Origin of the sequence: Corynebacterium casei LMG S-19264 (assembly GCF_000550785.1) — a bacterium.
Lineage (GTDB): Bacteria > Actinomycetota > Actinomycetes > Mycobacteriales > Mycobacteriaceae > Corynebacterium > Corynebacterium casei.
Genome location: NZ_CP004350.1, coordinates 2,839,389 through 2,851,391, shown reverse-complemented (window position 1 = coordinate 2,851,391; position 12,003 = coordinate 2,839,389). Strand labels below are relative to the sequence as shown.

The following is a 12,003-nucleotide window of genomic DNA, read 5'->3' as shown; positions in this document are numbered from 1 at the left end:
TGGTCTTAGGCTCAGATTCATGACTAACGCATATTCTTCATACCTCGCCGCGAAGGCGAGTGGGTGGGATGTGTTGTTGGCGTTTCATCGGCAGGCGGGAAGCTTGCAGTCCAGCCGAATTGCGCGCCGTGACGGTATTACCGAGCGCGAGGTCAATGAGCTGAAGCGGATGTACAAGCGCATTCAGCCGCGCGGCAAGGTGGCGGCCAAGCTGGGCTTGAGCTTGGACATGTTGATCCTGGTCTCGAAGTCCATTGGCAAGGTGGACGCACGGCTTAACGATGTCCCCGCGGTCCTTACCCGCATGCTCAAAGCCTGTGAGGGCTCGACGTTGCACCAGGCGGATGCGCGGCTGCGCAAGTTGCTGGAGCAGGTAGAACGCGGAGCGAGCACGCGGCGGACTAGCCGGCTGAACTTTGCCAAGCAGCCCGATGAACACGGCATGTTGAACTTGATGGGCAAGTTTAAATCAGACCAGGCGCGCGCGATTATGGCCGCGGCGGATCCGTTTATTAAGACAGCGATGAAAAAGAACCCAGCGCTGCAATATGACCAGCTGTTAGCCAACTGGGTGATCAAGCGCCTGATGGACGGAACCAGCGATAGCGTAGACGAGACGAATATAACCTACACTCCGATGATCATTCTCTCCGGAGACCCGAACGTGGACATTGCGCGCGGGCACTTAAACACCCTGTCGGGTGCGCAGATTCCGCTGGAAGAAGCAGTGAACTTAAAGCTTGCTGGGACGGGCTATGTGGCGCTGACAACCATCAAAGACGGCAAGGCTCATTTGGAGACCATCGCGCCGATTATCAATGAAAGATTTTCCAAAGGCCTGCACCGGGTGGGCGTGATAATGGAAAACCTGGTGTGCGCGCATGAAGCGTGTAATCTGCCGGCGATGTTGTGCGCGGTGCACCACATTCGCTCCGTGGGCTACCACAACGGCGAAACCAGTTGGGAAAACACCGTCAGCCTGTGCGGACCGCACAACGCGCAAAATGACGATAATCCGAATGCGCCGCCAAGAAACGGGCGTATCGAGCGCGACGAGGACGGCTGGGCTGGACTACAAGAAGAGCCCGAGGGTCCCATCCACCACAACCCAAACCCGCAGTTTAGGGAAGGGTGGCGCGGGACAGCACACGATATGGCAGATAATTTTACTGCTTATAACTAACCAAGAAGTTGCCGAGGCGTTCAATCGCCTCTTCCAACTGAGAAGCCCACGGGAGGGTGACAATACGGAAGTGGTCGGTGGTCGGCCAGTTAAAACCGGTGCCTTGAACCATCAAGATTTTCTCGGAGCGCAGGATGTCCAGCATGAGCTTGGAATCATCATGAATCTCATAGACATTTGGGTCCAGATGAGGGAACGCATAGAGCGCGCCCTGGGCCTTGGTGACGGAGACTCCGGGGATTTCGTTGAGCTTTTCAAAAGCAGCGTCGCGCTGTTGGTGCAGGCGGCCGGTTTCTGCGGTGAGCTCATAGATGGACTGCTTGCCGCCGAGTGCGACCTGGATGGCGTGCTGTGCCGGCACGTTGGGGCACAGGCGAGTGCCGGCCATGAGGTCGAGGCCCTCAATGAAGCCTTCGGCGTGGTTCTTTGGACCTGTCAGCACCATCCAGCCGGCGCGGTAGCCGGCCACGCGGTATGCCTTGGACAGGCCGTTGTAGGTAATGCACAGCAAGTCCGGTACGAGTGATGCCATGGAGATGTGCTTGACGCCGTCGTAGAGGATGCGGTCGTAGATTTCATCAGCGAGTACCAGCAGGGAGTGCTTGCGGGCTACCGCAGCAATCTTTTCCAACACCTCACGCGAGTACACAGCACCGGTGGGGTTGTTCGGGTTGATGACAACAATTGCTTTGGTGCGCTCGGTGATCTTGGATTCGATGTCCTCGATGGACGGATTCCAGTCATCTTCCTCATCGCAGAGATAGTGAACGGGAGTGCCGCCGGACAGGGAGGTTGCCGCAGTCCACAGTGGGTAGTCGGGAGCGGGGATTAAGACCTCATCGTCATCGGAAAGCAATGCTTGCATCGTCATCATGATGAGCTCGGAGACACCATTGCCGAGGTAGACATCATTTATATCAAAAGCCGGGAAGTCTTCTAGCTCATAGCGGGTGTAGATTGCCCGGCGCGCGGACACAATTCCCTTGGAGGTTGAATAACCCTGCGCGGTGGGCAGTGCTGCAATCATATCGCGCATGATGACATCAGGGGCATCGAAGCCGAACAGAGCCGGGTTGCCGGTGTCCAGGCGCAGGATGCGGTTGCCGTCCATTTCCATGCGCTCCGCCTCCGCTGAGACCGCGCCGCGAATGTCATACGCGACGTTGCGTAGTTTGTCGGCTTGGTCAAGGATGCGAAGTCGTGGAGAAGTCATGGACATATTGTGCCACAACTACTTCTTGTTCCACCTTGACAGTTGGCGTTGCGCGATTCCGAGGGCGTCGTCGGAGATTTGGCTCCATTTATCTTTGCGCTGGGCTTCGATTTCGCGTTTGCGTTCGCGTTCTAGTTTGCGCAGGGACGGGGTGTGCCAGGAGTCGGGGCCGACTTTCATGACGTACAGCAAAATCCAGATGGTGGGCACCGCAAGCAAAAATACTAGGCCCAGGCCGACACCGGCGAAGGAAGCTCCGGTGGCAGCAATGGTGAAAGGTCCCGCAGCCAGGCCGACCAGGGAGGTAATCAGGGCAACGCCGAGGCGGGTTTTCCGGCCATCCGCGCGCAGTCTTTCGATGTCCGCGCGCGAGAACTCTTTAATCTCCTGATTGCGAACTTCTGGAATGTCCCGGAGCACGGGGAGGAGGTCGCGGCCGTAGCGGGCTTGCATGACGTCGTCGGAGCGCTGCTCGAATTCTTCCACGCTTAACCGGCCCTCGCCGACGGCGCGGGCTAGCTGGTTCATCGCGTCATTGCGTTCGGAGTCCGATAACCGGATTTCTTTGTTATTCATTGCCTCACAAGTATACGACGGGCGCTTGTCCCGCGCGTAAGTGAACAACTTCCCAGTCAATGGGGTTTTCGGGGCAGCCGCCGCTCCAGGTGGTGAATGCGACTCCGCGTGCGCGCAGGAGGGCTTCGGCGTTGTCGTGGAGAATTTCATCCATGGTGATACCGACGCCGATGCGGATGTTTCCGAATAGTCTTAAAGTGCCGCCATCAGGGCAGTTGTTGAGTAGTCCGAAGGGGGCTGGTTCTTCGGTGAATAAGTCCACGGACATGCCAGCTCTAACGAGGTGCTCTGCTGTCTGTAGGCTCGTGGCAGCGGAGCCGATGATTGATACGCGTGTCATAAACACTCCTTTAATAGACCGCTTAGTCTAAGAGAATAGACCGAGCGTTTCACTTTGGCGAGATATTTATTCTTCCTAAACCTCCCGCTTAAAGGCTTAATGAATCCACCAGGATGAACAAACGGGCTCGGCCGCTTAGAGTAAAGGGCATGACAGACCTATTAAATGCGGGCAAGGAATTTGAGGATGCATCGCTAAGCCCTGAAGGCACGCGTGACACCGCGCCTTTAGCGGCTGACATTGCCGAAGCTAACCAAGCTTTAGTGGAGCAGTGGGCAGACAAGCTTTTCGATGCCTCCGCGACCGACATCATGGAATGGACCGCCGAGCATGCGCCCGGGCGCATTGCGGTGACCATGTCGATGGAAAACACCGTGCTGGCGGAACTGGCGGCGAAAGCCGGCCTGGACGCGGACTTGTTATTCATCGATACCGGCTTCCACTTCCCGGAAACCTTAGAAACCGCCGACGCTGTGGAAAAGCGCTATCCACAACTGCCTTTAAAGCGCATTAAGCCTCTGCTGAGCCCTGAGGAACAAGACGCCGTCTACGGACCACGCATGTACAGCTGGGACCTGGCCGCCTACAACCGGATGCGCAAGGTGGAACCGCTGAACATGGCGATGGATGAGTACGTTGGCTGGGTAACCGGCCTGCGCCGCGCAGATTCTGAACACCGCGCCAGCGCGCCTGCGTTGAGCTTGGACCGCACCGGCCGGTTGAAAATCTCCCCGATTATCACCTGGGACTTGGACTCCACCGATAAGTACATTGCGGATGAGGACCTGGTTATCCACCCGCTGACCTTGCAGGGTTACCGTTCCATTGGCTGCGCACCAGTGACGTTCCCGGTTGGTGAAGGCGACGACGCCCGTTCCGGCCGCGTATTTGCCGGTGGCAAAACCGAATGCGGACTGCACGAATAATTTAAGTAAAGGAACCATTGTTTTCATGACTAATACGCTCTCGCCACACCTGCAGGACTTGGAGAATGAATCCATTCATATCCTGCGCGAAGTGGCTGGCCAGTTCGATAAGGTAGGCCTGCTTTTCTCCGGCGGCAAAGACTCCTGCGTGGTCTTTGAACTCGCGCGCCGGGCATTTGCGCCGCAAACCGTGCCGTTTGAACTCGTGCACATTGATACCGGACACAACTTCCCAGAGGTCATTCAGTTCCGTGATGAGCTGGTGGAAGAAACCGGTGCGCGCCTGCACGTAGCTAAAGTCCAGGATTGGATTGACCGCGGGGATTTGCAGGAGCGCCCTGATGGCACCCGTAATCCGCTGCAGTCGGTACCGCTGGTAGAAACTATTGCTGAGCGAGGCTATGACGCCGTCCTCGGTGGCGCGCGCCGTGATGAGGAGCGTGCGCGTGCGAAGGAGCGCATCTTTTCCGTGCGTGACTCTTTCGGTGGCTGGGATCCGCGCCGTCAGCGCCCTGAGCTGTGGGATCTGTACAACGGCGGCAAGCTCGCCGGTGAGAACATTCGCGTGTTCCCCATCTCCAACTGGACTGAGGCAGATATCTGGGAGTATATCGGTGCGCGCGAGCTGCGCCTGCCGGATATCTACTACTCGCACAAGCGCGAGCTGTTTAACCGCAACGGCATGTGGCTGTCCCCAGGTGACTGGGGCGGGCCAAAGGACGGCGAGACCCTGGAACTCAAGACCGTGCGCTACCGCACCGTGGGCGACATGTCTTGCACGGGTGCTGTGGAATCCACTGCTACCACCCCGGATGAAATTTTGGCAGAGATTTCTATCTCCACGCTGTCAGAGCGCGGCGCAACGCGTGCCGATGACAAGCTATCTGAATCTGCCATGGAAGACCGCAAGAAGGAAGGCTATTTCTGATGAGCTCGGTGGCAACACTAAAAACCCGCGAAACCCTGCGCCTGTGCACCGCCGGCAGCGTTGATGACGGCAAGTCCACCTTCGTGGGCCGCCTTCTGCACGACACCAAGTCCGTGCTGGCTGACCAGCTAGAATCCATGGAGAAGTCTTCGAAGGACCGCGGCTTTGATGGCCTGGATCTTTCGCTTCTTGTCGATGGCCTCCGTGCCGAGCGCGAGCAGGGCATTACCATCGACGTGGCTTACCGCTACTTCGCCACGGACAAGCGCACCTTCATCCTGGCTGATACTCCAGGCCACGTGCAGTACACCCGCAATACCGTCACCGGTATGTCCACCTCCCAGGTAGTGGTTGTTCTCATCGACGCCCGCCACGGCGTGGTGGAACAAACCCGCCGCCACCTCAACGTTGCAGCGCTGTTGGGTGTGCGCCACGTGATTTTGGGAGTGAACAAGATTGACCTGGTGGACTTCTCTGAGTCCGTATTCCGCGAGATTGAAACCGAGTTCAATGCAGCCGCTCACCGGCTGGGCATCGAAGATACCCACGTGGTCCCAATCTCCGCGCTGCGCGGCGACAACGTCGTGGAGCCTTCCACGAACATGCCATGGTACGACGGCCCCACCGTGCTCGAAGTCCTCGAAGACTTTCCAGTCAACCGCGGCCGTGCCGCTGACCTGGATTTCCGTCTGCCAATTCAGTACGTCATCCGCGAACATGCCACCGATTACCGTGGCTACGCCGGACGCATTGAGGCAGGCTCCGTCAAGGTGGGTGACACCGTGCATCTGGAGGGTGGACGCACGACGACAGTGACGCACATTGACCGTCCGGAGGCATCGGAAAGCGCTGCGCATGGCGACTCTGTAACCTTGCGCTTGGCCGATGACATCGACCTGGCACGCGGCGACCTCATCTCCGGTGCTGCACGCCCGGAGTCGGTGCGCTCCTTCGCGGCAACCGTCGTGGCGCTGACCGAGAAGGACCTGCAGGTCGGACCGATGTACAAGATTCGCTACGGCACCAAGCTGGTCAAGGGACGCATCACCGCGATTGAACGCTCCCTGGACCTGGATAATGTGGCAGATGATGTGCTGGAGCCGGAAAAGGTCACGCTCAATGACATCGCACACATCACCATCGAAGTTGCAGAAGAACTCCCAGTTGAGGACTATGCAGCGCGCGGCGCGGTGGGCAACTTCTTGCTTATCGATCCATCGACGGGAAATACCCTTGCAGCCGGGCTGATTGGTCACCGTCTGCGCTAGTGTTGTGATCATGAGTGAACACACAATTGATCAATACAATGTTGGCCAGCTGGTCTCCGGAGAGAGCCTAGCTGGCCGCACGCTATTCGTTGCAGCTGTCCACGGTGAGGCCGAGCGGCTGCCGAAGGATGTTCCGCTGCTCATTACCGGAATCGGTACGCTACCGGCGGCGATTTCATTGACTACCGTCTTGGCGCGCGCGCAGGCGCAGGGGGCATTGCCAGCGCGCGTTGTCAACGTTGGTACCGCCGGAGCTCTGCGCGATGGCATGGCCGGGGTTTATGAGGTCAACCGCGTGACCAAGCATGACTTCCACTTGGATGACCACTCTGGTATTGCGCAGTATTTACTTCCCGATGCCATCGCTATCGAAACCTCCGGACGCCTTCCCACCGCGGGCCTGGCTACGGGTGATCAGTTTGTGGGAGATTCCGAAACCCGCGAGCGTTTGGCCAAAGAATCTAGCCTGTGCGATATGGAAGGCTACGCGGTTGCCGCAGCCTGCGCGCTGTTTGGCGTGCCGGTAACCTTGCTGAAGCAAATCTCCGACTCGGCCGATGAGGTCGCTGAAGAAGCCTGGGCACAAGCGGTTCCTAAGGGCGCGCGTCAACTGTTTAACGCGCTTGGTGAACTCGGATTATTGGAAGAATAATGACGGAAAAAGAAAACCAAGAATTAGTCGCCGAAGAACAAGACGGACTCGGTCAAGACATCAAAGAAGAAGATTCTGCTGTCGATGACAAAGCGGTAGTGATGGGCAAAGATGCCCGCGCTATCACTAGTTTGTCGTGGCGGTTCATCGTCACCGTGGCAGCACTCGGCGTGGCCGGGGTGCTGCTGAAGTTCGTGTGGGTTGGGCTGTTGCCAGTTATCTTGGCGCTGCTGCTCTCCTCGGTGCTCGCGCCGGTCGCGGCGAAGCTGCGCAGCTGGAAGTTCCCGCCGGCACTGGCAGCGATTTCGACACTGCTGGGGCTGCTGTTCATCATTGTCGGCGTGTTCACGGCAATGGGACCGGTGGTCTCCCGTCAGGGTTCGCAGCTTTGGGAGCAAGCCGAACGTGGAGTGGATGAGCTTTTGAAGATGATTGAAAGCTTGCCGTTTAATATCGATGCCACGCAGATTGATCAGCTAATCAAGGAAGCAACCAGTTTTCTGCAGGGCCAGATGTCTTCAATTGCATCGGGTGTTATTTCCGGTGCTTCGGCGGCTTCCTCAATCTTGGTCACCGTCTTCGTGATGTTTATTATCTCTTTCTTCATCTTGAAAGACGGCGATAACTTCCTGCCGTGGCTGCGCAAGTACACCGGTGCTTCCATCGGTTGGCATGTCACCGAGCTGTTCACCCGAGTGTGGAAGACTCTGTCTGGCTTTATCCAGGCGCAGGCAGCCGTGGCATTCGTGGATGCCTTGTTTATTGGCTTGGGTTTGTGGGTGCTGCAAGTACCATTGGCCTTCGTGCTGGCCGTGATCACTTTCTTCGCCGGCTTCATCCCAATCATCGGTGCGGTAACCGCAGGTGCTTTGGCGGTTGTCATTGCGTTGGTGTCCAACGGCATTACCAATGCCTTGCTGGTGCTGGCACTGATTTTGATTGTGCAGCAGGTCGAAGGCAACGTGCTGCAGCCAATCCTGCAGTCCAAGGCCATGGGCCTACACGCAGCAATCGTGTTGCTCTCGGTCACTATTGGTTCTGCGCTCGCCGGCATTGTTGGCGCATTCCTGGCCGTGCCAGTGGCTGCGACCATCGCCGTGCTCTTCCGCTACCACGCTGAAATGGTCGCGCTGCGCGCGAGGGAGATAACACCTGAAGACATAGAAATACGCACCGGCGAGGCGGGTGATAATCCTGAGGATTCACCACGCGCTCGGGTGCGTAAACTCTACGAAGCTATGAGCTCTTAACGCTCAATACCTGCCACCGTGCGGATGATTCCGAAACGGTGCATGGTCACGGTGACCGCCTGCTCGAGTAGGTAAGGAAGAAGTTCGCGGCGGCCATCGGCAAGCACGGGCTGCGCCAAGACCACCGAGTTGGACTTGACCGCGGCCTCGTACACCTCCGGCTCGACTTCGCCAATAGCGCGAATTCGGGCCGATTCTGCATGTGTCACCTCTGCCGCAAACTCCTTAACGTCCTGGGTGTGGACGCGAATGCCGGCATCAGAAAGCTGCGCTGCAATTTCTGCCGGAGCAGAAATACGGATCTCTGCGCCAGTAATTAGCGCAGCCAACTTCTGGCGCACCACGTCACGCAGCTTATAGCCCTCGGTCACGCGGATACGCAGAACATCCAGCAGCGGGCGGTAGCGGAAGACGTTGGCCTCGGCGATAAGTCCGGTCCGGTCATGCTCGCGGCCAAACTCCGACTGCCACGCCAGCTGGTCCAGCTCGGCTGCGCGCCACAGCCACGCGATGTCCTCTTCGCCCAGCTTGGACTCCGCACGATCCGTCAGCGCACGCAACGCCGTGGTGATCTTCGGAGTGATGTCCACGTCCAGCGGGCTGAGTTCAGAATCTGCCCAGGAACCGAACTGCGCCACGTAGTTCGGGCCGCCCGCCTTCGCGCCTGGTCCCATCACGGACTTCTTCCAGCCGCCGAAGGACTGACGCTGCACAATCGCACCGGTAATACCGCGGTTGACATAAGCGTTGCCGACCTCGACATTGTCGATCCAATAGCGCAGCTCATCATCATTAAGCGAATGAATACCACCGGTCAGACCAAAGCCCGTGGAGTTCTGCCACTCGACTGCCTCTTCCAGAGTCTCCGCATGCATGATGCCTAGGACTGGACCAAAGCACTCGTTGAGGTGGTACCAGGAACCAGGCTGAACGTTATCGCGAACGCCCGGGGACCACAGGGTGCCTTCCTCGTTGAGCTTTTCTGGCTTAATCAGCCACTTCTCGCCCGGCTCCAGCTGGGTCAGACCGCGCAGCAGCTTATCGCTTGGCGCTTCTGCCAGGCCGTTCATGGTGGTTTCAATTTCATAACCCGGTCCGACCTTTAGGGTGCGCACGGCATCCAGCAGTTGGTTACGCAGACGATCCGAATCGCCCGCAGCGCCGACGAAGATGACCAAGGATGCCGCCGAACACTTCTGACCCGAGTGACCAAACGCTGAGTCATAGAGGTCCGCGATGGCCAAGTCTGGGTCCGCCGCCGGGGTAATGATCAGTGCATTCTTTCCGGAGGTCTCCGCCGACAGGTTCATCTCTGGACGCCAGGAGCGGAAGAGCTGACCAGTATCGGAAGCGCCGGTGAGAATGACATTGTCTACATCCTCACGGGACATCAACGCCTTGCCGGCATCGCCTTCATCGGTGTAGACCAGCTGCACCAAATCCTTATCCAGGCCCTTTGCCTCAAGCCCTGTGTGAATTGCTTCCACCACGGCCTTGGCACAGTGCACGACCTGCGGCGCTGGCTTGATAATCACAGCGGAGCCCGCCGCCAATGCAGCCATCATGCCGCCGGTTGGAATAGCGATAGGGAAGTTCCACGGTGGGGTCACCACGGTGACCTGGTGCGGGGTGAATTCAGAGCGCGCCGTTTCCAGGGCACGCGCGGAATGCGCGTAGTAGACACAGAAGTCAATGGCCTCAGAAATCTCTGGGTCAGTCTGCGTGACAGTCTTATTCGCCTCATAAGCTGCAACGCTGACCAGCTTGCCGCGGTTGCGCGCAATCTCATCACCAATGGCTTCTAGGACCTGCGCGCGTTCATCGCCAGGCTTTGCGCCCCACTGCGCACCCAACTCCTGTGCCTTAGCCACCGCCGCGTTCACGGTGTCTACCTCAGTGACTTCCTCAATGCCGTGCTCACCAGGATCATTCGCCAACGCCTCCAACGCCCACGCGCGGTTTGGCTCCAGCGCCGGGTCAGTATCTGGCTCATTAACAAAGCGGCCAATCTTGGCAGCCTGACGGCCGCTTTCTTCTTCCAAACGGTTCTGAGTGCGGCGTGGGCCGGCGAAAGCGTCCCATCGGTTAGCAACTGCTTCGCGAAAGACCTTTTCCTGCTTCTGCAACGGCGTCAGGTGCTCGTCACCTGCAACATCCGGCGCGAACAGCGCGTAGAGGAAATTTTGCTCCGCGGAGTTCTCTTCCAAACGGCGCACCAGGTAGGACACGGCGACATCGAAGTCTTCCATGTGCACAACCGGGGTGTAAAGAATCTGGCGGCCGAACATCTCACGCACTGCTGCCTGCTGCGATGGGGACATGCCCTGCAGCATCTCCGAGTCCATCATGGACAACACGCCGCGCTTCTTGCCCAGCTCATAGGCCAGACCCGCGGTGTACAGGTTGTGGGTTGCCACGCCAATGCGCACCGAATCTTGGTACTCGGGGCGCAGAATGAAGTCCAGCAGACGGTAGTAGTTCGAGTCCACCTCATCTTTGGTCAGATACGTTGCAACCGGCCAGCCGTGCACCTCGCCCTGGACGTGCTCCATGGACAGGTTCGCGCCTTTTACAAAGCGAATCTTGATTGGCGCACCACCTGCAGCAACGCGTTCCTTGGCAAACTCAGCGAGCTCCACCAGGCTGTCAAAAGTATCCGGCAGGTAGGCCTGCAGAACGATACCGGCCTCAAGGTCCTTGAACTTCGGGTCTGCCAACAGCTCCTTGAACAGGCGGATGGTCAGGTGCAGGTCGTGGTATTCCTCCATGTCCAAGTTGATGAATACGCTGGGGGAGCGCTTAACTGCTTCATCATATAGCGGCAGCAACCGCTCCTTGAGACGCTTCAACGAGCCTTCAATATCCCACGGGTTCAGCTGCGCCACCATGGAGGAAGCCTTCACGGACACATAAGTAACCAACGGGTTGCGGATAAGCGCCAGTGTGCGCTCCGCACGGGAGCGGGCTTCATCTTCACCCAGCACAGCCTCACCAAGCAGGTTCAGGTTGAGTTGCTCACCGGACTCCGCCGCTTTTGCCAGGGTCTTGTTCAACTTGTCGGATTCAGCATCTAGCACCAAGTGGCCAACCATCTGCCGCATGCGCAAACGCGCCAACGGCATGACCAGGTTAGGAAGGATGGGCCCGAAGAATCCACCCAGTCCCACCAAGGAGCCGTTAATGCGGCCGAGGAAGGACGGATCAAATTTCTTAGTGATGGCCTGCAGCGCATCCGCTGCCACCTTGTCATCTTCCGGGCGCATCACGCGGTCCACGAAGTCCATGGTGAATGCAACACCATCTTCATCGCGCAGCAGGTCAGCTAGCTGCTCGGTGGACTTATCATGCTCACCTTCAGCGGCAGACAACCAGGTGCGTGCGCGCTGGACGGCTGCGTCTACAACAGCTTCAACATCATCTGATTCCGGCAAACGGGTATGTGCAGCAGTAGTCATTGATAAATTCCTCTACAAAAGGGCAGGCCAACATCAGACCTGGAGATGGATGAAAACAAAGCATCGAGGACTATCTCAACAGCTGACCGGCGGACGGTCACTGGAACGGCGCTTACGCACGAGCTCTGCGTTCAACTCTCACCCCTAACACAAGGAAACTGTATATTTGCGGCAATAATACATCTGTGAGGTATATCAATAAAATCGGCGCA

General features: G+C 57.9%; 10 protein-coding genes. 6 read left to right on the top strand and 4 right to left on the bottom strand.

Annotation, left to right across the window (positions count from 1 at the left end; all coding sequences use genetic code 11):
• Positions 1-19 precede the first annotated feature (19 nt).
• The gene (locus CCASEI_RS13005) at positions 20-1,183 is read left to right on the top strand and encodes a hypothetical protein (RefSeq protein WP_025388220.1); all 1,164 of its coding nucleotides are present in this window, start codon (positions 20-22) and stop codon (positions 1,181-1,183) included.
• Here CCASEI_RS13005 and CCASEI_RS13000 read toward each other — a convergent pair.
• From CCASEI_RS13000 to CCASEI_RS12990, 3 genes are read right to left on the bottom strand one after another with little or no spacing between them, the layout of a single operon-like run.
• Positions 1,167-2,396, bottom strand: coding sequence for a pyridoxal phosphate-dependent aminotransferase (locus CCASEI_RS13000; RefSeq protein WP_025388219.1), 1,230 nt, complete (start codon positions 2,394-2,396; stop codon positions 1,167-1,169). The genes CCASEI_RS13005 and CCASEI_RS13000 overlap by 17 nt on opposite strands.
• A gap of 18 nt (positions 2,397-2,414) precedes the next feature.
• Complete coding sequence (locus CCASEI_RS12995; protein WP_006822571.1) at positions 2,415-2,972, bottom strand: DUF1707 SHOCT-like domain-containing protein; 558 nt, start codon at positions 2,970-2,972, stop codon at positions 2,415-2,417.
• Between the two features lie 4 nt (positions 2,973-2,976).
• On the bottom strand, positions 2,977-3,312 hold the full coding sequence (locus CCASEI_RS12990; RefSeq protein ID WP_006822572.1) for a hypothetical protein: 336 nt from the start codon (positions 3,310-3,312) through the stop codon (positions 2,977-2,979).
• 149 nt (positions 3,313-3,461) lie between these two features.
• Here CCASEI_RS12990 and CCASEI_RS12985 point away from each other — a divergent pair, with 149 nt between their 5' ends.
• From CCASEI_RS12985 to CCASEI_RS12965, 5 genes are read left to right on the top strand one after another with little or no spacing between them, the layout of a single operon-like run.
• Positions 3,462-4,238, top strand: coding sequence for a phosphoadenylyl-sulfate reductase (locus CCASEI_RS12985; RefSeq protein WP_025388218.1), 777 nt, complete (start codon positions 3,462-3,464; stop codon positions 4,236-4,238).
• 25 nt (positions 4,239-4,263) lie between these two features.
• Positions 4,264-5,166, top strand: a complete 903-nt coding sequence (gene cysD, locus CCASEI_RS12980) for a sulfate adenylyltransferase subunit CysD (protein ID WP_025388217.1) — start codon at positions 4,264-4,266, stop codon at positions 5,164-5,166.
• Positions 5,166-6,434, top strand: a complete 1,269-nt coding sequence (locus CCASEI_RS12975; RefSeq protein WP_025388216.1) for a sulfate adenylyltransferase subunit 1 — start codon at positions 5,166-5,168, stop codon at positions 6,432-6,434. Before cysD ends, CCASEI_RS12975 begins: the two co-directional genes overlap by 1 nt.
• Positions 6,435-6,444: 10 nt before the next feature.
• Positions 6,445-7,086, top strand: coding sequence for a nucleosidase (locus tag CCASEI_RS12970; RefSeq protein ID WP_025388215.1), 642 nt, complete (start codon positions 6,445-6,447; stop codon positions 7,084-7,086).
• Entirely contained in the window at positions 7,086-8,336 is a 1,251-nt protein-coding gene (locus tag CCASEI_RS12965) for an AI-2E family transporter (protein WP_025388214.1), read from the top strand. The genes CCASEI_RS12970 and CCASEI_RS12965 overlap by 1 nt, the downstream gene beginning before the upstream one ends.
• Here CCASEI_RS12965 and CCASEI_RS12960 read toward each other — a convergent pair.
• On the bottom strand, positions 8,333-11,791 hold the full coding sequence (locus tag CCASEI_RS12960; protein WP_025388213.1) for a bifunctional proline dehydrogenase/L-glutamate gamma-semialdehyde dehydrogenase: 3,459 nt from the start codon (positions 11,789-11,791) through the stop codon (positions 8,333-8,335). The genes CCASEI_RS12965 and CCASEI_RS12960 overlap by 4 nt on opposite strands.
• Positions 11,792-12,003 lie beyond the last annotated feature (212 nt).

Coding starts and splice junctions, on each gene's coding strand:
- CCASEI_RS13000 (WP_025388219.1), bottom strand. CDS start 2,396: ATGACTTCTCCACGACTTCGCATCCTTGACCAAGCCGACAAACTACGC.
- CCASEI_RS12990 (WP_006822572.1), bottom strand. CDS start 3,312: ATGACACGCGTATCAATCATCGGCTCCGCTGCCACGAGCCTACAGACA.
- CCASEI_RS12960 (WP_025388213.1), bottom strand. CDS start 11,791: ATGACTACTGCTGCACATACCCGTTTGCCGGAATCAGATGATGTTGAA.
- CCASEI_RS12975 (WP_025388216.1), top strand. CDS start 5,166: ATGAGCTCGGTGGCAACACTAAAAACCCGCGAAACCCTGCGCCTGTGC.
- cysD (WP_025388217.1), top strand. CDS start 4,264: ATGACTAATACGCTCTCGCCACACCTGCAGGACTTGGAGAATGAATCC.
- CCASEI_RS12970 (WP_025388215.1), top strand. CDS start 6,445: ATGAGTGAACACACAATTGATCAATACAATGTTGGCCAGCTGGTCTCC.
- CCASEI_RS12995 (WP_006822571.1), bottom strand. CDS start 2,972: ATGAATAACAAAGAAATCCGGTTATCGGACTCCGAACGCAATGACGCG.
- CCASEI_RS12985 (WP_025388218.1), top strand. CDS start 3,462: ATGACAGACCTATTAAATGCGGGCAAGGAATTTGAGGATGCATCGCTA.
- CCASEI_RS13005 (WP_025388220.1), top strand. CDS start 20: ATGACTAACGCATATTCTTCATACCTCGCCGCGAAGGCGAGTGGGTGG.
- CCASEI_RS12965 (WP_025388214.1), top strand. CDS start 7,086: ATGACGGAAAAAGAAAACCAAGAATTAGTCGCCGAAGAACAAGACGGA.